Genomic DNA, 27000 nt, shown 5'->3' on the forward strand with positions numbered 1-27000 from the left:
CGTCAGTCCTTCCAAGGATCGAACTCGCCTTCGCCGGCCATGGCGACGGCGAAGGGCCGCAGCGTGTGCAGCACCTTGACCGTGCCGGCGTGCTGCGCGAGCACGTCGGGCAGGCGCCGATAGGCCATCGGGCTTTCATCGAGGTCGGCACCGATCAGGGTGACGCCACGCTCGTTCAGCCAGCGATCCATCTCGACGCGGGTGAAGCGCCGCTTCGCCTCCTTGCGTCCGAACAGGCGGCCGGCGCCGTGGACGGTCGAGTAGAGCGAAGCCTTCGCTTCAGGACTGTCGACACCTTCGAGGATGACGGCGTCGTCGCCCATGGAGCCGCCGACAAATCCCTTCTGGCCAGGGAATGCCGGCGTCGCGCCCTTGCGCACCACCCACAGATCCCGGCCGTTGTGCGTCTCGCGCCAGGCATAGTTGTGGTGGTTGTGGATGCGTTCGGTGACGCTGCCGCCGATGATCTGGCGGACGCGCTCCACGACCCACTCGCGGCCTGCATAGGCGTAACGCCCGGCGAGCTGCATCGCCGCGATGTAGCGGCGGCCGAGCTCGGAGTCCTCGTCGACGACGGCGGGCGGGACGTTCATGCCGTCCTTGCCGCCGGCGGCCTTGAGGTAGCGCGTCGCCGAGGTATGCCCGAGACCGCGGCTGCCGAAATGGACGCCGATCCAGACAAAACCGTCCTCGTCGCGCATCAGGTCGACATAGTGGTTGCCGGACCCGACCGTCCCGAGCTGGGCGACGGCCTTTTGCCGATAGGCCTCCATGTCGCTCTCGCGCCACGCGTCGCCATCGTCGAACAGCTTGTGCTCGGCGCGCTCGGCATTGGCCCGGCCGATCCCGAAGGAGATCGTCTTCGCGACGTCGCGGATGATCGTGGGCACGATACCTGCGATGTCGTCGAAACGCGTGTCGAGACGCGCGGCCATGTTGCCGCAGCCGATGTCGAAGCCGACGCCGGAGATGCTGATCTGCTTCTCATAGGCGATGACTCCGCCGACCGGTTGGGCGTAGCCGAGATGACCGTCCGCGCAGATCACGCCGGACACGACGTTGCCGATCGCCATGCAGTTGCGCATCTGCGCCACGGTCGCCTCATCGTGCTCGCCGAAGATCTTCAGCGGCGCATTCTGGAAGCGCGGCTCCTGCGGGCGAAGGTTGACGATCTCGCTTGCGGCCGCGTTGGCCTCGCGTGCCAGATGTACTTTACGCGCGGAGTCGCGGTAGAGGCACCAGGCAGGCTGGCCGCGTCCTTCGCCGACGCGCGAATCCGGATCGACGCCGGCGGCGAGGCACAGTTCGCGGGCACGTTCCTGGTAGGGATCGGGTCGTCGCATGGTCTTGCTCCTACTTCGTTCCGCGCGCGCTGTCTGGCTCGCACGGGGCATTGCCGGCTAGCTCGAGTTGCCCGGAGCTGCCGGAACTTCGTCAAAAATAATTAAACCGGTCGGTTGACAATCGATCCCGGGCGCTTATGTTAAACCACATGGTTGAACAATTCTCGCATCTCGACGCCGTTTTTCACGCCCTCGCGGATCCGACGCGGCGGGCAATGCTTGGTCATCTGGCGGAACGGGAGCTCACGATCGGGGAGCTCGCGACACCGTTCAGCATGAGTTTCGCGGGCGCCTCGAAGCACGTTCGGGTGCTGGAGAATGCAGGCCTCGTCACACGCACGATCCGCGGCCGTACCCATCTGTGTCGGCTGCAAGCCGCACGGCTCGCGGAAGCCGATGCCTGGCTGCGACGTTACGAACGCTTCTGGAATGACAGACTCGACTCGTTGGAGACGCTGCTGCGCGCTGAAGACGAGGCGCAGGCAAAAAAGAAGTGAGGAGCAGAACGATGGATGCAAAGACCAAGCCCGATGCCTATGGCGAACTGATCGAACCGACGACGCTGAAGCTTCAGCGTCTGCTGCCCGGACCGATCGAGCGTGTCTGGGCCTATCTCACCGACAGCGACCTTCGCCGCAAATGGCTGGCGGCGGGCGCGATGGAGATGAGGGGCGGTGCACCCTTCGAGTTCGTCTGGCGCAACGATGAACTCAACGATCCCCCAAGCAGGCGCCCGGCCGGTTTTCCCGAAGAGCATCGGATGCAGAGCCGGATCACCGAGTGCGATCCGCCGCGAAAGCTTTCGATTGCCTGGAGCAACAGCGGCGACGTGACCTTCGAACTGGAGCCGAAGGGAAAGGGCGTGGTGCTCACCGTGATCCATCGTCGTTTGCCCGACCGCCCGACCATGCTCAAGGTCAGCGCCGGCTGGCACATGCATCTCGACATTCTGGTCGCGCGCATCTCCGGCGAGGAGCCGGCACCGTTCTGGGATGGCTGGGCTCGGCTTCAGCAGGACTACGACCGGCGGCTGCCGGCCTGACAGAACGCCCCAAACAACAAACAGGAGGTTAGCTATGCAGACTCATGCCGTTTCGGCGCAGGAGTGGGAAGCTGCGCGTCAGCAGTTGCTGGTCAAGGAGAAGGCTGCAACCCGAGCCCGTGACGCACTGGCCGCCGAGCGGCGGCGGATGCCGTGGCTCGCGGTGGAGAAGAGTTACGCCTTCGACGGACCCGAGGGCAAAGCGAGCTTGCCCGACTTGTTCGAGGGCCGCCATCAACTCATCGTCTACCGGGCTTTCTTCGAGCCGGGCGTGTTTGGCTGGCCCGACCACGCTTGCCGTGGCTGCTCCATGGTGGCCGATCAGGTCGCCCATCTCGCTCATCTGAACGCGCGCGATACAACGCTCGTCTTTGTCTCGCGTGCGCCGCAGGCGGACATCGCGCGCCTCAAGGCACGGATGGGATGGGAGATACCCTGGTACACGATCACAGACGACTTCGACGCCGACTTCGGCGTCGGCGAGTGGCACGGCACCAACGTGTTTTTCCGCGACGGCAGCAAGCTCTTCCGCACCTATTTCATCAACAACCGCGGCGACGAGCAGATGGGAGGTACCTGGAACTACCTCGACATCACACCGCTCGGCCGGCAGGAGGTGTGGGAAGACTCGCCCGAGGGCTATCCCCAGACGCCGACCTACAAGTGGTGGAACTGGCATGACAATTACGAGGCAGGTGCGGCGCCCGACAAGAGATGGGTCGAGGTGTCGGACGCCGGAGAGGCGGCGTTCCGGAAACAGCAGGCGAGCGCAAAGTCGTGAGCAAGACCGCGGCGATCGGCGCGGCCAATTGGCTACGCCTCGCGGCCGCGCCGACCTTCGCGATCATGGCGCTGCTGACGACCGTTCTTGGTGGCGGATCGGTGGACGCATTGTGTTCGACTGCAGGGGCATCGCCGTTCGGTGGAATGGTCCCGATGTACCTGCTGATGAGCGCCTTCCATTTGTCGCCCTGGCTGAAGCTGATCGGCAGCCGCGCGAGGCTGCATCGTGTGGGTGAAGGCACGGCGTAAAACCGAGTGACCCGGGCGCGGGAGGCCGCGCCCGGGTCGTTCGTGGGTCGCATCAGTGCAACGTCATCTCTGACGCTGCGATCCATGTGATCACGGCCTCCGAGAAGCCGTTGACGCGGGTCCAGGCGCCGTGACCGACACCGTGCTGATACGAGGCGACGTTCACCATCGTGCCCCGCGCCTTGGGCTCGGGCACCTGGTCGTGGCTCTGCTCGTCGGTGAAGACGATTAGGCGGTCGCCCTTGCGGTCGATCTCGGCAACGGCCTTGCCGAGATAGGTTCCGCCGTGCGGCTGCGAGTTGATGATCGCGTCCCGGAGCGCGAAGCCGCGGCGGGGCGGGACCTTCACGACCTCGTTGGAGAAGGTGAAGATCTCGACCTCGTCGCAGATCTCGCGTGCGAGGATGGCCAGACCACACGCCGCCTCCGCGCGCGTCATTTCCGACTGCGCAGAGAGGGCCGCGAACATCGAGCCCGACACGTCGATCAGGAGCCGCGTGCAGCCGGGCAGCCGCACATGGTCCTTGATCGACTTCAGCATCGCGGTTTCGAGCTCGGGCTCGAAATCCGGCGCGTAGCGCGCCGCCGTGATGAAGCGATAGGGCAGGATACGATCCGTCCGCATCGCCTCGATCGAGTCCGCGATCGTCTCGCGCGGCACCTGCGCAGTCTGCATCAGTCGCAGGTTGCGCAGCAGTGCCATGCCGCCGAGCTTCTTCTCGGCGATCAGCCGCTCGAAGCTCTCGCGCTTGTTCTTTCCGGCCGAGAGCGAGACCTCCCAGGTGTCGGGGGAGGCGAGCTCGCCATCGACGAGCTGCTTCCACACCTTCTCCTGCGCGGCGTCCTTCGGCTTGGCGTGCACCAGGAACAGCACGTCCCTGATCCGCACCGTGCCGTCCCGGTCGTACTTGGCGAGCTGATAGGCGTCGAACTTGGTCAGCGCGCGGGCAAGCCCCTTCTTGACCTGCGCTGAGACCGGCTGACGCTTGCGCTGCTGCTGCGGGCCGAGCGCGTCCGCCCAGTAGATCGCGAGCAGCTCCGTCATCTCGTCGGGGCGCTGGATCACCTGCGCGAGCGTATCGGCAACGAGGGGACGATGCTTCTCGCTACGCGCCATCTCGCGGACCACGAGGAGTGGCGCGTGCCGCAGCTTCATGACCTCGCGCGCCTCGATCGCAAGCTCCGCCACGTGGGCAGGAGCGACCTTGGGCACGAGCGCCTTGATGCGGTCGGCGATCGAGACGCCGTCCTCGTAGAACTGGTCCTCCCAGAGGAGGCAGTTCATCAGCGCGCGCTTCAGCTCCATCTCGGGCGTGAAGCGCACGGCGCGCGCGCCCTCACGCGTGAAGGCGCGAACGATCTTGTTGAGCCTGACCATGACGGCCTCCTCTTAAGTTGATGATGGAATGGAAACGGGTGCCGGGGAACAGGCGAGCCTGTACTGCCCTTTCGGGCTCCGTTGAGCGGGCTCAATCTCCGAGGAGAGACGAGGCACCGCCGATCACGAAGTAACAGGGCTCTTCACCACCGGGGATGGGGACGAAAGCGACACGATCCGGGAACAGGCGATTGCTGTGACCCGGCCAGCTTGCGCTGGCCGGAAAGTGCTCTGTCCACTGAGCTACCGGTGCATGGAACACCGGACGGGATTCGAACCCGCGACCTCTCGCGTTGCAGGCGAAGTAACAGAAATCTTCACCACGGATCGTGATGGGGTTGGCGGGGAACGATCGATCCTGCTGCTGCTCTTTGAGCTTACTGAGCTACGGCATTTCAGCCGGCGGGAGTTGAGCCCGCGACCTCCGGCCAACAATAGAGACCGGCGCTCTGACCGAAGTAACAGACATCTTCACCACCGCCAAGCCGATGCTTTCGAGTCGGCCTTTGATGGGTACGCTGGGGAACGGGCGATATCGGCCTTCAGTGACGACAACACAGGAACTGTCCTTGCGAACGAGTCCTGCGCCGGGCCGCGTGCAAGCCTTTCTCGAGGCCGCATCCCGGTGCGTGTGTCAAAGGCGGGAGGAATACCCGCTTTCCTTGGCGAGAAGTATCCGAGATCTTCACCACCTGCGTCGGTTGAGCCGCGAGATTCGCGGCAAACCGATTCACGAAAATTCTATCGCGGCGCTGTCGACGCGCCGCAGTTTGCGAACCATTCGGGTTCGCTCTGCCATCGGTGTCCGGCTCATCGCCTCGTTCCCTCCGGCAGGCCCCGCGCGCTTGGGCACGCGCTTCTCCAGCGCGAGCCCCGGGATCCGGGTCTCCCGTTCCGGCATCATGCCGGGGTATTCGAACGGGCCGCGCGGCGGGCAATAAAAAACCCTCCGGAGCGGCTGGCTCGGGAGGGTCCGTGAGAAGCGGACTTTCGATCTCGCTCTCAAGCGAGATCGCTCCCATGAGCCGGGCATGCGCTATCGATCGGTCCGAGACCGTTCGACAGTCGTGCAAATCTTTCGTAGCGGTAGTGCATCGCTCGGTTCATGTTGTTTTCGCGCGAACGGAAGTGTTCGCGAGGGCGCGGGACATACGCCCGCAACTTGCGGATGTCAAGCGTGGGTTGAGAGACCAAGGGAGCGCGATGCCAAATTATCTCGGCTTGGATGGATTTCGCCGCGGTTGGGTTGCGGCCTGGATCGACGATCGCGGCGATCACAGCTTTGACTATTCGTCTGGCCTCACGCGCTTGCTTGCGGTGCCGCACGCGCGCGCGATGATCGATATGCCGATCGGGTTGAAAACGAGCGGTTATCGCGTTTGCGATCTGCGTGCGCGCGAACTGATTGGCCCGGCGGTTTTTCTCGGCGCGCGTCGCGATCTCTGGATGTTTCCGGACATGCCGACTGCGAACCAACACTACCGGCAGAACGGCGATAAGGGCGTGTCGTCGCAGCTCTGGAACATCGGGGATAAGATCAAGGAGGTTGACGACGTCATGACCCCACTGCGCCAGAAGACGATCGGGGAGGCGCATCCGGAATTGATCTTCTGGAATCTTGCCGGCGAGCGAAGGCTCGAGCCCAAGACGTCGGCGGCCGGGCGCGAGCAGCGTCTCGAGTTCCTCGAGACGCGAGGCTTCACCAAAGTTCGGAAATGGCTGACGCAGCGCCACGGCACCGGCATCGGGCGTGATGACCTGATCGACGCCTGTGCCTGCGCGATCGCTGCGCGCGACAGCACCAGATGCCTCGATGGCGAAGATCCTGATCCGCGCGGGTTGCGGATGGAGATCAACTATTGAGAGCCGGGGTATCCCTCAGCGACAGGAAAAAACGGCAATCTTTCCGCGACGCCAGGAACATGGTGAACCTGGCGACGTTGAAGGAACAGGTTCGCTGAGGGACAATTGCAATGAACGATGTCAGCCAATTGGCGACCGCCATGCTTGCGATCGCCTTTACGGCGATGCTGCTGGTGACGGGGCAATGGTTCATGGAGTATCGGCTGCAACACGAGGCGGTGACTCCGATCGCGGCGATGATGACGCTGCCGCCATAGATGCGTCGGGTCGGGCTCGCGCTGGACTTCCTCGTGACCAGAAAGCGCAGACGGGCAACCTGTGATCTTGCGTCGTTCCGCGCCTCGCCTAGATTAGATGGGCCCCAATACACGCATCCAAGGTCCTGATGTCCGATCTCTCAGCTTTCCCCATCACCAAGCGCTGGCCCGCGAAGAATCCCGAACTCCTTCAACTCTACTCCCTGCCGACGCCGAACGGCGTCAAGGTCTCCATCATGCTGGAGGAGATCGGGCTGCCGTACGAGGTCCATCTGGTCGACTTTGGCAAGGACGACCAGAAGACAGTGGAATTCCTGTCGCTCAATCCGAACGGCAAGATTCCGGCGATCCTCGATCCCAACGGCCCCGGTGGCAGGCCGCTGCCGCTGTTCGAATCCGGCGCGATTCTGCAATACCTCGCCGAGAAGACCGGCAAGCTTCTGCCGCAAGACGCGGCGCGCCGCTATCAGGCCATCCAGTGGCTGCACTTCCAGATGGGCGGCATTGGGCCGATGTTCGGCCAGGTCGGCTTCTTCCACAAATTCGCCGGCAAGGAGTTTGAGGACAAGCGGCCGCTCGAGCGCTACGTGGGCGAATCCAGGCGCCTGCTCGGAGTCATGGAAACGCATCTCGCCGGCCGGCAATGGGTGATGGACGACGAGTACACCATTGCCGACATCTCCATGCTCGGCTGGGTCCGCAATCTCATCGGATTTTATGGCGCGGGCGAACTCGTCGCGTTCAATCAGTTCAAGTCGGTCGCGGCTTGGCTCGAACGCGGCCTTGCGCGCCCCGCCGTGCAGCGCGGGTTGAACATTCCGAAGCGGCCGTGAGCTAGGTCAGGGCCTTGTGGGTCATGTAGAGCGCCATCAACGAGACGAACCCTATCATGACCCGGCGCAACACTGATTTGCTGACGTTGTTGGCCATGCGTGCGCCGAGATCGGTGCCGACCCAGAGGCCGGCAAGAATGCCGATGATGGCCGGCCAGCCGACCATGAGTCCCTTGCTCCAGTAGATCCAGGCTGCCGGAATGTTGGTCGGGATGATCGAGAAGATGAGGCTGACGAGCTGCGCCTGATGCTGCGGCACGCGCAGGCCCGCGGCGAGGCCGACGGTGATCGCAAGTCCGCCGCCGATGCCCATGAAGCCCGAGGAAAAGCCGGCCAGCGCGCCGATGAGGAACAGCGGGAGCCCGGGCAATTTGGCGGGATTGCCGACCTCGCGACTGGCCTCCTTGCGGTCACGCCGCAGAACCAGCGCTGCGATCAGCGCAACGAGGTAGACGACGTAGGTCCATTGCAGGACCGAGTCGGATACCTCGGCCGCGGCATAGCCGCCGCTCGCACCACCGACGAGAAATCCGATGCCAATCCAGGTGATCCATTGCAACGGGCTTCGGTTGCCATTCCGCCAGTAGCGGCGCACGCCGGCGAGGCCCGTCGGAGGGACCTGGGCGATTAGCGAAGTACCCTGGGCGATGTGCTGCTCCGCGCCGAGCAGCAGCACGCAGAAGATCACGAGACCGCCACCGGGGCTTGTGCCCATGAAGCCCGATGTCACCCCTCCGACAAGGCCAACGCCGACACCTGCGAGCAGGTCATGGATCCAGGACATCATTCAAGCCTTGGTCCTTCGTTTGACGTCGGGTTTGCGGAATCCGTCGATCACGCCGGTGACGGCCGCCATGCAGGCTTTGATGTCGAACTCCTCGCCCCAGCATTTTTGCAGCACGAAACCTTGGAAAATCGCGATCAGCACGCGCGCGATCGCATCCGCGCCGAGATCGCGCTTGATGAGGCCGTCGTGCTGGGCGCGCTCGACCAGCGCCACGATCAGTGCGCGCGGCATGTCGATGCCCTCGACGATGCTGGTGCGGACGCGGCGGTTGCGCAGGGCCTCGGCCCAGCCGTGGATTCCGACACGACGGCGCGCCTCGCCGGCGGGATCGGTGAGCCATTGCGCGTAGACACGGACCAGCGCCTGCAGTCGCTCCAGCGGATCGCCGGACCCTTGCGCTACTGAGTTGAGCACGGCCTCGCGGCGGTGCCGGTCGTCGGCCAACGCCTCGATTAGATCGTCCTTGCTCTGGAAGTAGAGGTAGACCGCGCCGTGGCTCAGACCCGACCGTTTGACGATGTCGGCCATGCCGGTCTGGTGGAAGCCGTCCTCGGAGAAGCAGGCGAGGGCGGCCTCGAGAATCTGCTGCCGCCGGCTTTCGCGCTGTCTCTCGCTGATCTTCGGCATGGCGTTCGCCTCGCTAAATAACTGACTGGATGATCGTTTTTCTGACGCTTGCCTTTCTTTGTAAGGAGAAGTCGCAATTATAAAAAACGATCAGTCAGTCATTTTTATCGCTGGCGAACGGCCGCGTCAAGTGACAGACCGGCCATCGCTGGCATGCCAGAAATCGAACGACGTTACGTTGGCTGATGGACTGAGGTGGCTAGAACAGCCGGCCGCCATTAGGTACGGGTTTGCTTGGCTGCATCAGCACGACCTTGCCCTCGGCGTCGGGGAAGCCGAGCGTCAACACCTCGGAAACGACCGGCCCGATCTGGCGTGGAGGAAAATTGACGACGGCCGCGACCTGCTGTCCGACCAGCGTTTCCAGCGGATGGTTTTCGGTGATCTGCGCAGAGCTCTTGCGCACGCCGATTACGGGGCCGAAGTCGATCCACAACCGCCATGCCGGCTTGCGCGCTTCGGGGAACGGTTTTGCGTCGATGATGGTGCCGACGCGGATGTCGACCTTCAGAAACGTGTCGAAGTCGATGGTCGGCGCCGCGGCGGCACTGGAATCGTGATTGACGTGCATGGTGAAATCCGTGTGGCGAACTTAGGTGGCGAATATTGTGGGGCGCGCCGTAGTTTCGTACAACGCCGATCATCGTCACGCGACCCATGCACGAGGAGCAGCCTTGCCCACCACCATTTATGGCATCAAGAACTGCGACACCATGAAGAAGGCGCGCGCCTGGCTCGAATCCAACGGTGTGGCCTATGATTTCCACGACTACAAGGCCGCAGGCGTCGAGAAGGAAAAGCTCAAGGCGTGGAGCGACAAGGTCGGCTGGGAAACCCTGCTCAACCGCGCCGGGACCACCTTCAAGAAGCTTCCCGAGGCCGACAAGGAAGGCCTCAACGAGAAGAAGGCGCTCACCTTGATGTTGGCGCAACCCTCGATGATCAAGCGGCCCGTGCTCGAGACGGGCGGCAAGCTCCTGGTCGGATTCAAACCGGATATCTATGCCAAGGACGTCGGCGCCAAGAAGCGCTAAAAGCCAGCAAGGGCTAGTTCAGCTCGATGATCTCGGTGGTCACGCCGAGTGCGGATTGGTCGGCGAATTCGATCACGTCGGCGGCTGCGATGCGGCCCGGCGCGCGATGAAAGAGATCGCGGTCGATCACCGAGCGCAGTTTCGGGCGCGGCATCGCGTCATTTCCGCGCATCAGGTTTTTGATCTCGAAGCCGCCGTCCTCGCTGATCGTCTTCACCGACACGATGACATGCGTGATCCTGTCGTCCATTGCGAACGGCAGTAGCAGCCGCTCATAGGCGACGACACGGCCGTAGATGTCGTCGATCTCGGCAATCGTATAAACGGGCAGGCTGCGCCCGATGCACGTGTAGTAGACCGGCATCACGAAGGCCGCGAGCCTTGCGCCGAAATAGTCGTCGAGCCGGCGGCCTTTTCCGGGATGGCCAAAGGCATGCGACAATCGCGCGCCGTCGCTCTGGATGGTGACTTGGGGCGGCGCGGTCGAGGCATCGACCGTGCAATAAACGAGATCCGGAAGTTCGTCCTCGATGCGTGCGGGCTGATAGTCCCAGATCGCCGGCACCGTGTGCTGGCGGGCGTAGAGCCGCAGCCACGTGTTCAGGAGATCACGTTGCCTGATCGACTTGACGACGGACGGAGTGGCGCTTTCGAAATCCAAGACAATGATCCAGGCGAATACAAAACCCGCGCAAGATCCACCACGCGGTAAAATTTTCCATGAAGGGCTGGCCGAGCCTGCGAAAGACCGTTAACGACGGCTTGATGACTGATGTCTTGCGCGCGAGGTCATCGGGCGGGTGCGACATCAATGCCTTCGACTAAGGGAGCATCTATCCCGTAGTCGACGGCTCCGCCTGCTCAGCTTTCCGCCTTGCCTAACCCCCGTCACCTCCGGCATATTCCGCCGCCGGAGGCGGCGTTCCGGAAAGGGCTTCAAGGCTTCCGGAAAGCCGATAGGAATAAGCAAAGCCAGGCGCGGCCAGCGCGTCGTGCGGGCAGGGGGAAATTTGTTTGGCCGATGAGTTCATTCTCGAAACGGAAGGGCTGACCAAGGAGTTCGCGGGATTTTTCGCCGTCCGCGATGTTGCCCTCAAGGTCCGCCGTGGGAGCATTCACGCGTTGATCGGCCCGAATGGGGCCGGGAAGACGACGTGCTTTAATCTCCTGACCAAGTTCCTCAAACCGTCTGCCGGAAAAATCCTCTACAAGGGGCAGGACATCACCGCGATGGCGCCGGCCGACGTCGCGCGCATGGGATTGGTGCGCTCGTTCCAGATCTCGGCGGTGTTTCCGCATCTCACTGCGCTCGAAAACGTTCGTGTTGCGCTTCAGCGCCAGCACGGCAGCTCGTTCGATTTCTGGCGCTCCAAATCCGTGCTCAACCGCTTCAACGATCGCGCGCGCGAGCTGTTGAACGATGTCGGCCTCAGCGAGTTTGCCAATACGCCCGCGGTCGAGATGCCCTACGGGCGCAAGCGCGCACTCGAGATCGCAACCACGCTCGCGCTCGACCCCGAGATGATGCTGCTGGACGAGCCGATGGCCGGTATGGGCCACGAGGACATCGACAAGATCGCGGCGCTGATCAAACGCATCTCCGCGAAATATACCATCCTGATGGTCGAGCATAATTTGAGCGTCGTGGCCAATCTTTCCGACATCATTACCGTGTTGACGCGCGGGCAGGTGCTGGCGCAAGGCCATTATAGCGAGCTCACCAAGGACGAGCGCGTCAAGGAAGCCTATCTGGGAGCCGGTCATGCCTGACACTGCGATCGCCGAGGCAACGGCGAAGGCTGCAACGACCGGTGGCAACATCCTCCAGGTGCGCAACCTCGAAGCCTGGTACGGCGAGTCCCACATCCTGCACGGGATCAATTTCGACGTGAATGCGGGCGAGGTCGTCACGTTGCTGGGGCGCAACGGCGCCGGCAAGACGACCACCCTGAAGTCGATCATGGGCGTCATCGGCAAGCGCACCGGCTCGGTGCGGTTCAACAACCAGGACATCATCCGCGCGACCTCCGACAGGATCGCGCGCATGGGGGTCGCGTTCTGCCCCGAGGAGCGCGGCATCTTCGCGAGCCTCGACGTGCGCGAGAACCTGATGCTGCCGCCGATCGTGCGGGCCGGGGGCCTGTCGCTCGACCAGATCTTCGAGCTGTTTCCGAACCTGAAGGAACGTCTGAGCAGCCAGGGGACAAAACTCTCCGGTGGCGAGCAGCAGATGCTGGCGATCGCGCGCATCCTGCGTACCGGCGCGAGCTTCCTGATGCTGGACGAGCCGACGGAAGGTCTTGCGCCGGTCATCATCCAGCAGATCGGCCATACCATCGCGCGGCTGAAGAAGGAGGGTTTTACCATCCTGCTGGTCGAGCAGAACTTCCGCTTCGCTTCCACCGTCGCCGACCGCTATTATGTCGTCGAGCACGGCAAGATCATTGACGGATTCTCCAATGCGGAGCTTGCCGCCAATATGGACAAGCTCCACGCCTATCTCGGCGTCTAGAACTGCCAACGAGAAACTTCAAAAAAGGAAAGTTGCATGAAGACCAGGTCGATTGCGTCATTTCTGCTCGGCACCGCGCTGTCGCTCACCGCGGTGGGCGCGGCTTGCGCACAGGACAAGACCGTCAAGATTGGCGCGCTGTCCGATCAGTCCGGCCTCTACGCCGATCTCGGTGGCCCCGGCTCGACGCTGGCGGCGCAGATGGCGGTTGAAGATTCCGGCCTCGCTGCCAAGGGCTGGAAGATCGACATCATCTCCGGCGATCACCAGAACAAGCCCGACATCGGCACCGCGATCGCGCGGCAATGGTTCGACGTCGACAAGGTCGACGTCATCGTCGACGTGCCGAATTCCGGCGTGGCGCTTGCCGTCAACAACGTCATCAAGGAGAAGAACGGCGTCTACATCAATTCGGGCGCTGCGACCTCCGATCTCACCAACGCGCAGTGCTCGCCCAACACCGTGCACTGGACCTACGACACCTACATGCTCGCCCACACCACGGGCCAAGCGCTGGTGAAGGCGGGCGGCGACACCTGGTTCTTCCTGACTGCCGACTACGCCTTCGGCGCGGCGCTCGAGCGCGACACCACGGCGGTTGTGCTGGCCAATGGCGGCAAGGTCGTCGGCGGCGTCAAGCATCCGCTCAACACGCCGGACTTCTCCTCCTTCCTGCTCCAGGCGCAGTCGTCCAAGGCCAAGATCATCGGCCTTGCCAATGCCGGTGGCGACACCACCAATACGATCAAGCAGGCGGCCGAGTTCGGTATCACCAAGGGTGGCCAGAAGCTCGCGGCGCTGCTTCTGTTCCTCACCGACGTCAAGGCGATCGGGCTCGAGACAGCGCAGGGCCTCAACTTCACCGAGACCTTCTACTGGGACATGAACGACCAGACCCGCGCGTTCTCAAAACGCTTTTCCGGGAAAATGAAGAATGGCGCGCCGCCGACCATGGTGCAGGCGGGCGTCTATGCGGGCCTGCGTCACTACTTCAAGGCGCTGGAAGCGCTCGGCGGTAATCCGCATGATGGCGTCAAGGTCGTCGAGAAGATGAAGTCGATGCCGACCGAGGACGATCTGTTCGGCAAGGGCGAGATCCAGCCGAACGGCCGCACCATCCACAACGCCTATCTGTTCGAGGTGAAGAAGCCCTCCGAATCCAAGGCGCCGTGGGACTTCTACAAGCTGGTCGGCACGGTGTCGGGCGATCAGGCCTTCACGCCGCTGTCCGAGAGCAAGTGCGCGCTACTGAAGAAGTAAGAAGCAACAACGGTTCGCCGGCCAACACCGGCGAACCACATGAGGAACGCTGAAGGGACTGGGTGCGGGATCGATGCAGGCTCTCTATGCACAGCTACTGGTGGGACTGATCAACGGCTCGTTCTACGCGCTGCTCAGTCTCGGGCTTGCCGTGATCTTCGGCATGCTGAACATCATCAATTTCGCCCATGGCGCGCTCTACATGATGGGCGCGTTCGTCGCGTATTTCCTGCTCAACAACGACTACCTCAGCATCGGCTACTGGCCAGCGTTGATCATCGCGCCGATCGTGGTCGGCATCTTCGGCATGATCCTGGAGCGGACCATGCTGCAATGGCTGACCGGGCTCGATCATCTCTATGGCCTGCTGTTGACGTTCGGTATGGCCCTGATCATCCAGGGCGTGTTCCAGAACTATTTCGGCTCGTCCGGTCTGCCCTATGCCATTCCCGACCAGCTCAAGGGCGGCATGAATCTCGGCTTCATGTTCCTGCCCGTCTACCGCGGCTGGGTGGTCGTCTTCTCGCTGGTGGTGTGCCTTGCGACCTGGTTCCTGATCGAGAAGACCCAGCTCGGCGCCTATTTGCGCGCCGCGACCGAAAACCCGACGCTGGTGCGCGCCTTCGGCATCAACGTGCCGCGCATGATCACGCTGACATACGGCCTCGGCGTCGGCCTTGCCGCGCTGGCCGGCGTGCTCTCCGCGCCGATCAACCAGGTGCGGCCTCTGATGGGTGCCGACCTCATCATCGTGGTGTTCGCGGTGGTGGTGATCGGCGGCATGGGATCAATCATGGGCTCGATCATCACCGGCTTCGCGCTCGGCGTGATCGAAGGCCTGACCAAGTATTTTTACCCTGAGGCCTCCAACACCGTCGTGTTCGTGCTGATGGTGCTGGTGCTGCTCGTGAAGCCGACGGGACTGACGGGAAGGGCGGCCTGATATGACAGCCTTGACAGAACAAACCCTTCCCGTGACATCGCGCGCGATGCGCGACGAGATGATCGTGTTCGTGTTCATGGCGCTGGCCCTGGCCGCCGTGCCGTTCACCGGAATCTACCCGTTCTTCGTGATGCAGGCGCTGTGCTTCGCGCTGCTCGCCTGCGCCTTCAACCTGCTGATCGGCTATGGCGGTCTCTTGTCGTTCGGCCACGCGATGTTCCTCGGCACCGCCGGCTATTGCAGCGCGCATGCGCTGAAGGTGTGGGCGCTGCCGCCGGAGCTCGGTATTCTCGCCGGCGTTGCAGCGGCCTTCGTACTCTCGATCGTGACCGGTTACATCTCGATCCGCCGCCAGGGCATCTACTTCTCGATGATCACGCTGGCGCTGTCGCAGCTCCTCTATTTCATCTACTTGCAGGCACCGTTTACGCATGGCGAAGACGGCATTCAGGGCATTCCGCAGGGCCATCTGTTCGGGATCTTCGATCTCTCCAAGCCGACGGTGCTCTACTACGTCGTGCTGGTCGGCTTCCTCGCCGGCTTCCTGCTGATCTACCGCATCATCAACTCGCCGTTCGGCGAGGTCTTGAAGTCGATCCGCGAGAACGAGCAGCGTGCGATCTCGCTCGGCTACCGCACCGATCAGTACAAGCTTTTGGCCTTCATCCTCTCGGGCACGCTGGCGGGCTTTGCGGGCTCGCTGAAGGTGTTCGTGGCGCAGAACGCCTCGCTCACGGACGTGCACTGGTCGATGTCGGGTGAGGTCGTGCTGATGACGCTGGTTGGTGGTCTCGGCACCATTTTCGGGCCCGTGGTCGGCGCCTTCGTGATCATCGCCATGCAGCAGTACCTGGCGAGCTACGGCCAGTGGGTGACGGTGATTCAGGGCGCGATCTTCGTGATCTGCGTGCTCACCTTCCGCCGCGGCGTCGTCGGCGAAATCGCGCATTACTTCCGGAGATCTCTGTAAGCCGTTGATTTGAGGTTTATTTCCGGGGCCATTGAAAGTGGTGGATGAACTGCTTCGGGCGGCGTGACGTGGCACGCGCGCGGCCCGAAAATGGTCTATGACAGTTGGGTGACAGTCCCTCCGGACCGGCCAATCTCAACCCGGCAGTTATTCCCATGATGCGTTGGTTTCGTGCCTTTCTCCCCAAGGAGGAACGGTTCTTCGATCTGTTCGACCGCCACGCCCAGACCGTGATCCAGGGCTCGATCGCGCTCCAGGGCATGCTGAACGGCGGCGAGGAGACGCCGGTCTATTGCCAGCGCGTCAACCAGTTCGAGAACGATGCCGACAACATCACGCGCGAGGTGCTGACCGCGGTGCGCCGCACGTTCATCACGCCGTTCGACCGCGGCGATATCAAGAACCTGATCACCTCGATGGATGATGCCATTGACCAGATGCAGCAGACCGCCAAGGCGGTGATGCTGTTCGAGGTCCGCGCCTTCGAGCCGCCGATGCGCGAGATCGGCGGGCTTCTGATCGAATGCGCCAACCTGGTGGGTCGTGCGCTGCCGCTGATGCAGGAGATCGGCAAGAACGTCGCCATGCTGACCGCGATCACGGAAGAGCTGACCAAGCTGGAGGGCCGGGTCGACGATCTCCATGACATCGGGCTGAAGGAGCTGTTCCTGAAGCACCGCGAGGGCAGCGCGATGGATTTCATCGTGGGCGTCGAGATCTACGACCATCTCGAGAAAGTCGCGGACCGCTTCGACGACGTCGCGAACGAGATCAACAGCATCGTCATCGAACAGGTCTAGGGCAGGGGCTGCGCCGTGGATGCCGTGTTAGGTCTTCCCGTCCTGGTCGGACTGATTGCGGTCGCGCTGCTGTTCGACTTCCTGAACGGCCTGCACGACGCCGCCAATTCGATCGCCACCATCGTCTCGACCCGCGTGCTGCGGCCGCAATTCGCGGTGTTCTGGGCCGCATTCTTCAACTTCATCGCCTTCCTGGTATTTGGTCTGCACGTCGCCCAGACCATCGGCACCGGCATCATCGATCCCGCGGTCGTCGATGCGCAGGTGATTTTCGCGGCCCTCGTCGGCGCGATCGTCTGGAACATCGTCACCTGGGCGCTCGGCATTCCCTCCTCATCGTCGCACGCGTTGATCGGCGGGCTCGTCGGCGGCGGCATGGCTAAGGCGGGGCTCTCGGCGGCGGTCTGGGGCGGGCTGTCGAAGACCGTGCTGGCGATCGTGCTCTCGCCGCTGGTCGGCTTCCTGCTCGCGATGATGCTGGTTGCAATCGTCTCCTGGGCATCGGTGCGCTCGACGCCCTTTGCCGTCGATCGCGCCTTCCGCATCCTGCAATTCGCGTCAGCCTCGCTCTATTCGCTCGGCCATGGCGGCAACGACGCACAGAAGACCATGGGCATCATCGCCGTGCTGCTCTTTTCGCAGGGGCAACTCGGCGGGGAATTTTACGTACCGTTCTGGGTGGTGCTGTCGTGCCAGGCGGCGATGGCGATGGGCACCTTGATGGGCGGCTGGCGGATCGTCCGCACCATGGGCCTGCGCATCACCAAGCTGACGCCGATGCAGGGGTTTTGTGCCGAGACCGGCGGTGCCGCGACCCTGTTCATGGCGACCTTCCTCGGCGTTCCCGTCTCGACCACCCACACTATCACCGGCGCGATCGTCGGTGTCGGCGCCGCTCGCCGCGTTTCGGCGGTGCGCTGGAACGTGGCGAGCTCGATCGTCTACGCCTGGGTGATCACGATACCGGCGTCCGCGATCGTCGCGGCGCTCTCCTGGTGGGCGGTGCAATTTTTCAGGTAACGAGCTTCAGCCCGACGATACCGCCGATGATCAGCCCGATGCTGGCGAGGCGCAGTGCCGTGGCCGGCTCGCCGAACAGGATGATCCCCAGGGCTGCGGTGCCGACCGCGCCGATCCCGGTCCAGACCGCATAAGCGGTTCCAATCGGCAGCCACTTCAACGCCAATCCGAGCAGGATGACGCTGCCGGCCATGGCGGCGAGCGTGAGCACGGATGGAACGAGCCGCGAGAAACCCTCAGTGTATTTGAGGCCGATCGCCCAGCCGACCTCCAAAAGACCGGCGACGAACAGGATAGTCCAAGCCATGACGCCCCTCCGTTCAAGGCAGGGCCGTCCCCGCGACTGATCTGCGAATTGAAGGAAGGTCGTCCTTCCCAGCATGGATATGGGGCTGGCCGAGGCGCCCCGCAATCACCAAATGACCCTTGATTAGGCCCGTTTTCCCTGCCAAACGCTCCCGCCATGTCCGACATCGCCATCACAGCCGAGTCGCCGGCCCGTTCCCCGCTTGCCACTGAGGTGGCGCGGCGGCGGACCTTTGCGATCATCTCCCACCCGGACGCCGGCAAGACCACGCTGACCGAGAAGCTCCTGCTGTTCGGCGGCGCCATCAATCTCGCCGGCCAGGTCAAGGCCAAGGGCGAGCGGCGCAACACGCGCTCGGACTGGATGAAGATCGAGCGCGAGCGCGGCATCTCCGTCGTCACCTCGGTCATGACCTTCGAGTTCGAGGGCCTGGTCTTCAACCTCCTGGACACACCCGGCCACGAGGACTTTTCGGAAGACACCTATCGCACGCTGACGGCGGTCGACTCCGCCGTGATGGTGATCGACGCCGCAAAAGGCATCGAGGCGCGCACGCGAAAACTGTTCGAGGTCTGCCGACTGCGCGACATCCCGATCATCACCTTCATCAACAAGATGGACCGTGAGAGCCGCGACGTTTTCGAACTCCTGGACGAGATCGAGAAGACGCTGGCGCTCGACACCACGCCGATGACGTGGCCGGTCGGCCGCGGCCGCGACTTCCTCGGCACCTATGACGTCGTCAATGGCGGCGTGCGCCTGCTCGAAGGCGGTGGCGCCAAGACCGGTGCCGCCCAGCAGATCGAGATCGCCGAGCTGGCCAAGCTCAATGCCAATCTCGATGTGTCGGCGGTGAAGGACGAGCTCGAGCTCGTCACCGAAGCGTCCAAGCCGTTCGAGCTGGAGGCGTTTCGCGAGGGCCATCTGACCCCGGTCTATTTCGGCAGCGCGCTGCGCAATTTCGGCGTCGGCGATCTCCTGGAAGGCCTCGGCAAGTTCGCGCCCGAGCCGCGCGCGCAGGAGAGCGACCAGCGCAAGGTCGAAGCAACCGACCCACGCATGAGCGCCTTCGTGTTCAAGATCCAGGCGAACATGGATCCGAACCATCGCGACCGCATCGCCTTCGCGCGGCTCTGTTCCGGCAAGCTCAGCCGCGGCATGAAGGCCAAGCTGGTGCGCACCGGCAAGAGCATGCCGCTGTCGAGCCCGCAATTCTTCTTCGCGCAGGACCGTTCGGTGGCGGACGAAGCCTTCGCCGGCGACGTCGTCGGCATTCCCAATCACGGCACCTTGCGCATCGGCGACACGCTGACCGAAGGCGAGGATTTCACCTTCGTCGGCGTGCCGAGTTTTGCTCCGGAAATCGTCCGCCGCGTGCGTCTTACCGATGCGATGAAGGCCAAGAAGCTGAAGGAGGCGCTGCAGCAGATGTCCGAAGAGGGCGTCGTGCAGGTGTTCCGCCCGCGCGACGGTGCGCCGGCGCTGGTGGGCGTCGTCGGCGCGCTCCAGCTCGACGTGCTGAAGGCGCGGCTCGAGGCGGAATATTCGCTGCCGGTCGAGTTCGAGGTGAGCGAGTTCCAGCTTGCGCGCTGGGTCTCCTCGGATGACCGCAAGAAACTCGACACGTTTGTCGCCGCGAACACCTCCAGCATTGCCGACGACGTCGACGGCGACCCCGTGTATCTGGCCAAGAATGAGTTCTATCTCGGCTACACCAGGGAGCGCGCCGAGGGCATCGAATTCGCCAACGTCAAGGACGTGAAGAAGAAGGGGTAGGGCCGAGCCCTCTCTCTGCCGGAGCTTCAGCGAAGGCGGCAGGTCGCGCAACGACCACGAACTGAACGCGCGCATGTGAACGCCGGTGGGCTTGACGCGTCGACGGCTGGTGCCACGTTTGAAGCCTGTGGCATTGCGGTCTTGCGGTCATGTGGCGCTGCATCCTGATTCTACTCTTGGTGACGGTAACATCGGTCTCTGCCGATGCTCGGTACCGACACTTCCATTCGACTCCGTACTTCTACGAGCCTTTTTCGTACGAGCCTTGCGGCGGACCATTTCAGGGCCCCTGCATCACCGAGATACCCTTTCCATTTGGCGAGACGCTCCAGGTCACGGTCGAGACCGTTCCATCGCAAGCCGACAGCGCGAAGTACCAGAAGCCGGATCATGACCTCGACACGATCAGCGACCTGTTCGCCCAGTTGCGATCATGCTGGTCGCCCCCCACAGCCGATAGTGCGCGGGAGGGCATGCAGATGTCGGTGCGTTTCAGTCTCAACAGGTCGGGCAGCCTGATCGGCCCGCCGCGCCTGACCTTTGCGACGGCAGGCGCGTCGACGGACACGCGAACCACCTACCTCGATGCCATCAACGCGTCGCTGAATGCCTGCCTGCCGCTGAAGCTCACCGACGGTTTTGCCGGGGCGCTGGCCGGACGGCCGATCGCGATCCGCTATGTCGACAATCGCGAGCTGAAGAAGCCGGGGGCGCAGCAGTGACCCGCGAATGACGCATTGCGGGCGGCAGGCTTGAAGTGATACCCGGTAGACGGGGGCTCGTTAAGGGGAGGATGCCGTGGGCTTGTTGGTGATGATCCTGGGGCTCGCGTTGTTTTTTGCGGCCCACACGTTCACGACGAAACGCGAGGCGCGCGCGCAGGCGATCGCGCGGCTGGGCGAGGGCACCTACAAGATCCTCTACGCAGTGGTCTCGCTGGCCGGCCTTGCGCTGATCGTCTGGGGCTTTGCGCAGTACCGTGCGACCGGCTGGATCGACGTCTGGTATCCGCCGAAGGCGATGAAGCACATCACCGTCGCGCTGATGCTGCCGGCGGTGATCCTGGTGGTGGCGTCCTACATCCGCGGGCGCATCTATGCGACGCTGAAGCACCCGATGCTGGCCGGCATCAAGTTGTGGGCGGCGGCGCATCTTTTGGCCAATGGCGATCTCGGCTCCATCATCCTGTTCGGCTCGTTCCTGGGCTGGGCGGTGTATGACCGGATCTCGTTGAAGCATCGCAAGGATGCCGGCGGCCCGCCGATTCCGGTTGGCGGCGCTACCAACGACCTGATCGCCGTCGCGGTCGGTGTCGTCGCCTATCTGGCGCTCGCCTTTGCCTTCCATCCCGTCGTGATCGGCGTTCCCGTGATGGGAGCTTGAGGTTAGCCGATCAGCGCAAGACGAGACCGGCTGTCCGTGCGGGGAAGGCGACAAGAACAACAAGCCGGGAGCACCCCGATGGACTGGTCGCTATCTCAGCTCCCCCCGATGCGGCTCGAGGCGCGCTTCGGAGATCGCGTGGTGAGCGCATTTTGCGAGCGGCCGGCAAGCCTTTGGGCGATGATCGCGGAAGCCGCCGACCGCAATCCCGATGGTGAAGCGCTGATTTGCGGCAACGCCAGGCTGACCTGGCGGCAGACCGTCGAGCAGTCGGCGCGGATCGCCGCCGGACTTCGCAGGCTGGGCCTGCAACGCGGCGATCGCGTCGCGCTCCTGCTCGGCAACCGCATCGAATTTCCGTTGATCCTGTTTGGCGCTGCGCATGAAGGCCTCGTGACGGTGCTGCTTGGAACGCGCCAGCAGAAGCCCGAGATCGCCTATGTGCTCGCCGACTGCGGCGCCAAGGTCCTGATCCACGAAGCAGCGCCCGCCGACCGTCTTCCGGAGCCGCGCGATGTCCCCGATGTCGTGCGTCGCATCGCGGTCGACGATGATGCGGTTGTGTCGTGCTTCTCCGATCTCAGCGATCACGCGCCTGCGGATGCGCCGGCTAATGTCGGCGAAGAGGATACCGCGATGATCCTCTACACCTCCGGCACCACCGGCAAGCCGAAGGGGGCGATGCTCGCCCATTGCAACATCATCCATTCCTCGATGGTCTTCGCGACCTGCCTAAAGCTCGCGGCGGCGGATCGTTCGATCGCGGCGGTGCCGCTCGGCCATGTCACCGGCATCGTCGCCAACATCACGACGATGGTGCGCTGCGCCGGTACGCTGATCATCATGCCGGAGTTCAAGGCGGTCGACTATCTCAAGCTCGCCGCGCGCGAGCGCGTCACCTACACGGTGATGGTGCCGGCGATGTACAATCTGTGTCTGCTCCAGCCGGACTTCGACAGCTATGATCTGTCGAGCTGGCGCATCGGCGGCTTCGGCGGCGCGCCGATGCCGATTGCGACCATCGAGAAGCTGAACGAAAAAATTCCCGGCCTGAAGCTGATGAACTGCTATGGCGCGACTGAGACGACGTCGCCGTCGACGATCATGCCGGGCGAGCTTACCGCGAGCCACATCGACAGCGTCGGCTTGCCGTGTCCCGGCGCTCGGATCGTCGCGGTTGATGCGGATGGACGCGAGCTGCCGCGCGGCGAGATCGGCGAGCTCTGGATTGGAAGCGCGTCCGTGATCAAGGGCTACTGGAACAATCCGAAGGCGACCGCCGAGAGCTTTACCGGCGGCTTCTGGCACTCCGGCGATCTCGGCTCGGTCGATGCCGGCGGCTTCGTCCGCGTGTTCGACCGCCAGAAGGACATGATCAACCGCGGCGGCCTGAAGATCTACTCCGCTGAGGTCGAGTCCGTGCTGGCCGGACATCCGGCCGTGGTCGAGAGTGCGATCATCGCAAAACCGTGCCCGGTGCTTGGCGAGCGCGTTCATGCAGTCGTCGTCACGCGTGAGGCTGTTGCGGGCGAAGCGCTGCGCGTCTGGTGCGCCGAGCGACTGTCCGATTACAAGGTGCCGGAGACGATGGTCCTCACCGCCGACCCGCTGCCGCGCAACGCCAATGGCAAGGTGCTCAAGCGGCAGTTGCGGGAGACGCTGGCCGGATCATGAACCCTGGCGGGAACCCGGAAGGGGCCGTCGCAGAGGGTTAACGCCTTGATCCGGCTCGCTTTGCCTTGCCACCGCCATATCGATAGCGTATCGCAGCCGCGACGCGGGGACGGGATTCCTGACGCGAACGCTATGGCGCGCGCTCCCGGCCGGGCATGGGATTAGCATAAGTGTCTGAATTATTTGACGAAGTCGACGAGGAAGTACGTCGCGATCAGCTCAAAAAGCTGTGGGACAAGTATTCGATCTACTTCATCGCCCTGATGGTGCTGATCGTGGCCGCCGTCGGCGGCTGGCGCGGTTATCAGTACCTGGAGGCCAAGAAGGCCGCCGAGGCCGGTGCCGCCTTCGAGAAGGCCGTGGAGCTGTCCGAGCAGAACAAGCACGCCGAGGCCGAGGCGGCCTTCACCGAGCTCGCGGCCAAGGCACCCCGGGGCTATCGCACGCTGGCGCGCCTCCGCGCCGCCGCCGAAGCAGCGGCCCGCGACCCCAAGGCTGCCGTGAAAATGTATGACGATATCGCGGCCGACAGCAGCGCTGGCACCGAACAGCAGGCGCTCGCAAAACTCCGCGCCGCTGGGCTTCTGATCGACACGGCGGCCTATGCCGACATCCAGCAGCGGCTGGAGGCATCCGCCGCGGCCGGCTCCACCTTCCGCCATAGCGCGCGTGAAATGCTGGCTTTGTCGGCCTGGCGCAATAGCGACGCGGCCGCCGCGCGCAAATGGCTGGATGCGATTGCCGAGGATGGTGAAACCCCGCAGGGCCTGCGCTCGCGCGCCGAGGCCTTGCAGGCTCTCCTGCCGCCGGTCGCCAAGAGCTGACGGCCCGAGAACAGTTGGACGAGACTTGAGATGCGCCGTACGCAACGTTTGATCGCAGCTGCAGTTCTGATCGCCTTCTCAGGCCTCCTTGGCGGCTGCTCGAGTGGCGGCTTCGATCCGAGCGACCTCATGGACTGGCTCGACACCAAGAAGAAGCTGCCGGGCGATCGCAAGCCGGTTTTCCCCGAGGGCGTGCCGGGCCTGGAGCAGGGCGTGCCGAGGGACCTCTACAAGGGAGCACAGCAGCAACCGGACCAGCAGAATGCGGACGCCGCGGCTGCTGCCGCAGCACCGCCGCCCGAGCCGCCGAAATCCGCCAAGGCCGCGAAGTCGAAGAAGACCAGGCAGCCGGCGGCAGCCGCCGTTGCGCCGGCCGGCGAGGTCGACGGCGAGGCCCAGCCCGAAGCGGCGCCGGCCCCCGCAGCACCGCCGCCGAAGCAGAAAATCGTCCGCAAGCGCACCACAGCTCCGCCGCCGGATCAGGATCAGACCACCCAGCCCGCGCAATCGACTCAGTCCACGCAGCAGCAGTCGCAGGGAGCTTTCCCGGCGCCGGTGCCGAGCGGCAGCTTTACGCGCTGACATTTTTCACTGCATTGACAGGCGCAGCCCCGGCAGCGCACGAATGACCAATGTCCTTTACAATCGCCATCATCGGCCGGCCCAATGTCGGAAAGTCGACGCTGTTCAACCGCCTGGTTGGACAAAAGCTTGCGCTCGTCGATGACCTGCCCGGGGTGACCCGCGACCGCCGCGAGGGCGATGCAAAGCTCGGCGATCTCGCATTCACCATCATCGACACGGCCGGTCTCGACGAAGGCGCCAAGGGGTCGCTGACCGCGCGGATGCAGGAGCAGACCGAGGCCGCGATCGCGCAAGCCGACGCACTGTTCTTCGTGATCGACGCGCGCGTCGGCCTCACGCCGACCGATCGCGCCTTTGCCGATTTCGCGCGCCGCGCCAACAAGCCGGTGCTGCTGGTTGCCAACAAGAGCGAGGGCAAGCACGGCGATGCCGGCGCGATGGAAGCCTTTGCGCTGGGCCTCGGCGATCCCATCCAGATTTCCGCCGAGCATGGCGAGGGCTTGGGCGAGCTCTACGATGCCCTGAGCGGGTTGATGCCGGAGCCGCCCGATGAGGATGAGGTCGAGGACGAGGAGGAACTGTCCGAGGAGGAGGCCGCCAGGCGTCCGATACGGGTTGCGATCGTCGGCCGCCCCAATGCCGGCAAGTCGACGCTGATCAACCATCTGCTCGGCGAGGAGCGCCTCTTGACCAGTCCGGAGGCGGGCACCACGCGCGACTCGATCGCGGTTGAGATCAACTGGAAGGGGCGCGATTTCCGCGTGTTCGATACCGCGGGTCTGCGCCGCCGCTCGCGCATCGAGGAGAAACTGGAGAAGCTCTCGGTCGCCGATGCCTTGCGCGCCGCGCGCTTTGCCGAAGTCGTCGTGCTGATGATGGACGCTCAACACCGCTTCGAGGAGCAGGATCTGCGCATTGCCGACCTGATCGAGCGCGAGGGCCGCGCCGTCGTGCTGGCGGTCAACAAATGGGACCTGATGGAGAGCAGGGGCGGCGGCGCGATCTCCAATCTGCGCCGCGATGCCGATCACTGGCTGCCGCAGGTCAAGGGCGTGCCGATCGTCGCCGTCTCCGGCCTGATGGGGGAAGGCATCGACCGCCTGATGCAGGCGATCCAGGATGCCTATGCGGTCTGGAACAGGCGCGTGCCGACATCGGCATTGAACCGCTGGTTCGAGCAGGCAATCCAGGCCAACCCGCCGCCGGCAGTTTCGGGGCGCAGGCTGAAGCTCAACTACATCACCCAGACCAAGGCGCGCCCGCCGAGCTTCGTGCTGTTCTGCTCGCGCGCCGACGCGGTGCCGCAAGCCTATCTACGCTATCTCACCAACTCGATGCGCGAGACGTTCGAACTGCCGGGCACGCCGGTGCGGATCACGTTGCGCGAGAAGGCTAATCCGTTTGCACACAAGCGCAAGCGCCTGTCGTGAGTAGATAGCGCCAGGCGCTTTGTCCAAAACGTCGATGCCCGGGACGAGCCCGGGCATGATGTCGTCGAGACACGTGCGATGGCTACGCGGTTACTTCTTCACCAGCGGACACTCGCTCGCCTCGAGCGGCTTGGCGGCGTCTTCAGGTGCGATGGTGGCGACCAGCTTGTAGTAGTCCCACGGGCCCTTCGACTCTTCCGGCTTCTTCACCTCGAACAGATAGGCCGGGATGAGGCGGCGGCCGTCGGCGCGCAGCGGGCCCTTGCCGAACAGCGGATCATCCGTCGGCAGTTCCTTCATCTTGGCAACGACCTTGGCGCCGTCATGCGGGTTGCCGCCGAGCGCGTCCATCGCCTTGAGGTAATGCAGAATTTCCGCATAGAGGCCTGCGACTGTCATCGACGGCATTGATCCCTTCGGCGAGACTTTCTGGAAGCGCTTCGACCATTCGCGGGTCTGGTCGTTCAGGTCCCAGTAGAAGGATTCGGTGAAGGTGAGGCCTTGCGCGGTTTTCAGGCCGAGCGAGTGCACGTCGTTGATGAACAGAAGGAGCGCTGCGAGCTTCTGGCCGCCGGCGACGATGCCAAATTCGGCAGCCTGCTTGATCGCGTTGGTGGTGTCGCCACCGGCATTGGCGAGGCCGATGACCTTGGCTTTCGATGACTGTGCCTGCAGCAGGAACGACGAGAAGTCGGAGGAGTTGAGCGGGTGCTTGACCCCTCCGAGTACCTTGCCGCCGGTGGCGGTGACGACGTTGCTGGTGTCACGCTCCAACGCGTGGCCGAAGGCGTAGTCGGCGGTGAGGAAGAACCAGGTATCGCCGCCCGCTTTCGTCAGCGCCTTGCCGGTGCCATTGGCGAGCATGTAGGTGTCGTAAGTGAACGAGACGGTGTTGGGCGTGCAGGCCTTGCCGGTGAGGTCGGCGGTGGCCGCGCCCGAATTGAGCAGCACCGAGTTCTTTTCCTTGACGAGGTTGCTGACCGCGAGCGCGACGCCCGAGCTTGGCGTGTCGGCAATGGCATCGACCTTGTCGGCATCGATCCACTGCCGGGCGATGTTGACGCCGATGTCGGGCTTGTTCTGGTGATCGCCGGAGACGACCTCGATGGTCCAGCCCTTGGCCTTCATGCCGGAATCCTCGACCGCCATCTTCACCGCGGCGACCGAGTTCGGCCCGCCGATGTCGGCATAGAGGCTCGACATGTCGTTCAACACGCCGATCTTGATGGTCTTGTCTTGGGCGGAAGCCGAGGTGGCAAAGCCGAGGCCGGCACAGGTCAACAGCGCGGCATAGCGCCACGCGCGCAAATTTTTCATTGT

Annotated in this window: 30 protein-coding genes; 22 read left to right on the forward strand and 8 right to left on the reverse strand. The window is 63.7% G+C overall.

The annotated features are described in order from the left end of the window. Positions 1-2: 2 nt before the first annotated feature. Complete coding sequence (locus tag NLM33_RS03645) at positions 3-1343, reverse strand: RtcB family protein (RefSeq protein WP_254094760.1); 1341 nt, start codon at positions 1341-1343, stop codon at positions 3-5. 149 nt (positions 1344-1492) lie between these two features. Between NLM33_RS03645 and NLM33_RS03650 the strand changes: the two genes are divergently transcribed. From NLM33_RS03650 to NLM33_RS03665, 4 genes are read left to right on the forward strand one after another with little or no spacing between them, the layout of a single operon-like run. Next, positions 1493-1840, forward strand: a complete 348-nt coding sequence (locus tag NLM33_RS03650; RefSeq protein ID WP_254094762.1) for a helix-turn-helix transcriptional regulator — start codon at positions 1493-1495, stop codon at positions 1838-1840. A gap of 11 nt (positions 1841-1851) precedes the next feature. Then, a complete protein-coding gene (locus tag NLM33_RS03655) occupies positions 1852-2385 on the forward strand; it encodes an SRPBCC family protein (protein ID WP_254094764.1) in 534 nt (177 codons plus the stop codon). 34 nt (positions 2386-2419) lie between these two features. Continuing rightward, positions 2420-3166, forward strand: coding sequence for a DUF899 domain-containing protein (locus NLM33_RS03660; protein WP_254094766.1), 747 nt, complete (start codon positions 2420-2422; stop codon positions 3164-3166). After that, positions 3163-3417: a hypothetical protein gene (locus tag NLM33_RS03665; RefSeq protein WP_254094768.1), complete on the forward strand. Its 255-nt coding sequence runs from the start codon at positions 3163-3165 to the stop codon at positions 3415-3417. The genes NLM33_RS03660 and NLM33_RS03665 overlap by 4 nt, the downstream gene beginning before the upstream one ends. 52 nt (positions 3418-3469) lie before the next feature. On the opposite strand, the gene NLM33_RS03670 is transcribed toward NLM33_RS03665, so the two are convergent. Continuing rightward, on the reverse strand, positions 3470-4795 hold the full coding sequence (locus NLM33_RS03670; RefSeq protein WP_254094769.1) for a TROVE domain-containing protein: 1326 nt from the start codon (positions 4793-4795) through the stop codon (positions 3470-3472). A 1203-nt stretch (positions 4796-5998) separates the two neighbouring features. On the opposite strand from NLM33_RS03670, the gene NLM33_RS03675 reads away from it, so the two are divergent. From NLM33_RS03675 to NLM33_RS03685, 3 genes are all read left to right on the forward strand, one after another. Then, positions 5999-6658 carry a DUF429 domain-containing protein gene (locus tag NLM33_RS03675; RefSeq protein WP_254094771.1) on the forward strand — a complete coding sequence of 220 codons (660 nt, stop codon included), beginning with the start codon at positions 5999-6001 and terminating at the stop codon, positions 6656-6658. A 110-nt stretch (positions 6659-6768) separates the two neighbouring features. Continuing rightward, the gene (locus NLM33_RS03680) at positions 6769-6915 is read left to right on the forward strand and encodes a hypothetical protein (RefSeq protein ID WP_254094773.1); all 147 of its coding nucleotides are present in this window, start codon (positions 6769-6771) and stop codon (positions 6913-6915) included. A 128-nt stretch (positions 6916-7043) separates the two neighbouring features. After that, on the forward strand, positions 7044-7748 hold the full coding sequence (locus NLM33_RS03685) for a glutathione S-transferase family protein (protein ID WP_254094775.1): 705 nt from the start codon (positions 7044-7046) through the stop codon (positions 7746-7748). A gap of 1 nt (position 7749) precedes the next feature. Here NLM33_RS03685 and NLM33_RS03690 read toward each other — a convergent pair whose 3' ends face one another. The 3 genes from NLM33_RS03690 to NLM33_RS03700 all read right to left on the reverse strand — a co-directional run bounded on the left by NLM33_RS03690 (position 7750) and on the right by NLM33_RS03700 (position 9733). Continuing rightward, positions 7750-8532: a sulfite exporter TauE/SafE family protein gene (locus NLM33_RS03690; protein ID WP_254105639.1), complete on the reverse strand. Its 783-nt coding sequence runs from the start codon at positions 8530-8532 to the stop codon at positions 7750-7752. 3 nt (positions 8533-8535) lie between these two features. Next, positions 8536-9162 carry a TetR/AcrR family transcriptional regulator gene (locus NLM33_RS03695; protein ID WP_254094777.1) on the reverse strand — a complete coding sequence of 209 codons (627 nt, stop codon included), beginning with the start codon at positions 9160-9162 and terminating at the stop codon, positions 8536-8538. 199 nt (positions 9163-9361) lie between these two features. Next, positions 9362-9733: a tRNA-binding protein gene (locus NLM33_RS03700; protein WP_254094779.1), complete on the reverse strand. Its 372-nt coding sequence runs from the start codon at positions 9731-9733 to the stop codon at positions 9362-9364. A 103-nt stretch (positions 9734-9836) separates the two neighbouring features. On the opposite strand from NLM33_RS03700, the gene NLM33_RS03705 reads away from it, so the two are divergent. Further along, positions 9837-10196 carry an ArsC family reductase gene (locus tag NLM33_RS03705; protein WP_254094781.1) on the forward strand — a complete coding sequence of 120 codons (360 nt, stop codon included), beginning with the start codon at positions 9837-9839 and terminating at the stop codon, positions 10194-10196. Between the two features lie 13 nt (positions 10197-10209). Here the strand turns inward: NLM33_RS03705 and NLM33_RS03710 are convergent, their stop codons facing one another. Beyond that, entirely contained in the window at positions 10210-10857 is a 648-nt protein-coding gene (locus NLM33_RS03710; protein ID WP_254094783.1) for a PAS domain-containing protein, read from the reverse strand. A gap of 353 nt (positions 10858-11210) precedes the next feature. On the opposite strand from NLM33_RS03710, the gene NLM33_RS03715 reads away from it, so the two are divergent. The 7 genes from NLM33_RS03715 (at position 11211) to NLM33_RS03745 (ending at position 17701) form a co-directional block, all read left to right on the forward strand. Continuing rightward, positions 11211-11966 (forward strand): ABC transporter ATP-binding protein, encoded by a 756-nt coding sequence (locus NLM33_RS03715; protein WP_008551999.1) that lies wholly within the window; start codon positions 11211-11213, stop codon positions 11964-11966. Then, positions 11959-12708: an ABC transporter ATP-binding protein gene (locus tag NLM33_RS03720; protein ID WP_254094785.1), complete on the forward strand. Its 750-nt coding sequence runs from the start codon at positions 11959-11961 to the stop codon at positions 12706-12708. Before NLM33_RS03715 ends, NLM33_RS03720 begins: the two co-directional genes overlap by 8 nt. A 36-nt stretch (positions 12709-12744) precedes the next feature. Then, a complete protein-coding gene (locus tag NLM33_RS03725; protein ID WP_254094787.1) occupies positions 12745-13968 on the forward strand; it encodes an ABC transporter substrate-binding protein in 1224 nt (407 codons plus the stop codon). Positions 13969-14041: 73 nt separating this feature from the next. Next, positions 14042-14911, forward strand: a complete 870-nt coding sequence (locus NLM33_RS03730) for a branched-chain amino acid ABC transporter permease (RefSeq protein ID WP_254094789.1) — start codon at positions 14042-14044, stop codon at positions 14909-14911. 1 nt (position 14912) lies between these two features. Further along, positions 14913-15881 carry a branched-chain amino acid ABC transporter permease gene (locus tag NLM33_RS03735; RefSeq protein WP_254094790.1) on the forward strand — a complete coding sequence of 323 codons (969 nt, stop codon included), beginning with the start codon at positions 14913-14915 and terminating at the stop codon, positions 15879-15881. 155 nt (positions 15882-16036) lie between these two features. Further along, the gene (locus tag NLM33_RS03740) at positions 16037-16681 is read left to right on the forward strand and encodes a DUF47 domain-containing protein (RefSeq protein ID WP_254094791.1); all 645 of its coding nucleotides are present in this window, start codon (positions 16037-16039) and stop codon (positions 16679-16681) included. Positions 16682-16696: 15 nt separating this feature from the next. Further along, on the forward strand, positions 16697-17701 hold the full coding sequence (locus NLM33_RS03745) for an inorganic phosphate transporter (RefSeq protein ID WP_254094792.1): 1005 nt from the start codon (positions 16697-16699) through the stop codon (positions 17699-17701). Here the strand turns inward: NLM33_RS03745 and sugE are convergent. After that, a complete protein-coding gene (gene sugE, locus NLM33_RS03750; protein ID WP_254094793.1) occupies positions 17694-18008 on the reverse strand; it encodes a quaternary ammonium compound efflux SMR transporter SugE in 315 nt (104 codons plus the stop codon). The two genes, NLM33_RS03745 and sugE, sit on opposite strands and share 8 nt — an antisense overlap. 156 nt (positions 18009-18164) lie before the next feature. On the opposite strand from sugE, the gene NLM33_RS03755 reads away from it, so the two are divergent. From NLM33_RS03755 to der, 7 genes are all read left to right on the forward strand, one after another. After that, positions 18165-19784, forward strand: coding sequence for a peptide chain release factor 3 (locus NLM33_RS03755; RefSeq protein WP_254094795.1), 1620 nt, complete (start codon positions 18165-18167; stop codon positions 19782-19784). A gap of 149 nt (positions 19785-19933) precedes the next feature. Beyond that, a complete protein-coding gene (locus NLM33_RS03760) occupies positions 19934-20506 on the forward strand; it encodes a hypothetical protein (protein WP_254094796.1) in 573 nt (190 codons plus the stop codon). Between the two features lie 76 nt (positions 20507-20582). Further along, on the forward strand, positions 20583-21167 hold the full coding sequence (locus NLM33_RS03765) for an NnrU family protein (RefSeq protein WP_254094798.1): 585 nt from the start codon (positions 20583-20585) through the stop codon (positions 21165-21167). A gap of 78 nt (positions 21168-21245) precedes the next feature. Next, positions 21246-22841, forward strand: a complete 1596-nt coding sequence (locus tag NLM33_RS03770) for a class I adenylate-forming enzyme family protein (RefSeq protein ID WP_254094800.1) — start codon at positions 21246-21248, stop codon at positions 22839-22841. Positions 22842-23011: 170 nt separating this feature from the next. Next, positions 23012-23665 (forward strand): tetratricopeptide repeat protein, encoded by a 654-nt coding sequence (locus tag NLM33_RS03775; protein WP_254094802.1) that lies wholly within the window; start codon positions 23012-23014, stop codon positions 23663-23665. A 30-nt stretch (positions 23666-23695) separates the two neighbouring features. Continuing rightward, positions 23696-24247, forward strand: a complete 552-nt coding sequence (locus tag NLM33_RS03780) for a hypothetical protein (protein ID WP_254094804.1) — start codon at positions 23696-23698, stop codon at positions 24245-24247. A gap of 50 nt (positions 24248-24297) precedes the next feature. Then, the gene (gene der / locus NLM33_RS03785) at positions 24298-25680 is read left to right on the forward strand and encodes a ribosome biogenesis GTPase Der (RefSeq protein ID WP_254094806.1); all 1383 of its coding nucleotides are present in this window, start codon (positions 24298-24300) and stop codon (positions 25678-25680) included. 90 nt (positions 25681-25770) lie between these two features. Here der and NLM33_RS03790 read toward each other — a convergent pair whose 3' ends face one another. Further along, positions 25771-26997, reverse strand: a complete 1227-nt coding sequence (locus NLM33_RS03790; RefSeq protein WP_254094808.1) for an ABC transporter substrate-binding protein — start codon at positions 26995-26997, stop codon at positions 25771-25773. Positions 26998-27000 lie beyond the last annotated feature (3 nt).

The sequence above is a fragment of the Bradyrhizobium sp. CCGUVB1N3 genome (assembly GCF_024199925.1).
Lineage (GTDB): Bacteria > Pseudomonadota > Alphaproteobacteria > Rhizobiales > Xanthobacteraceae > Bradyrhizobium.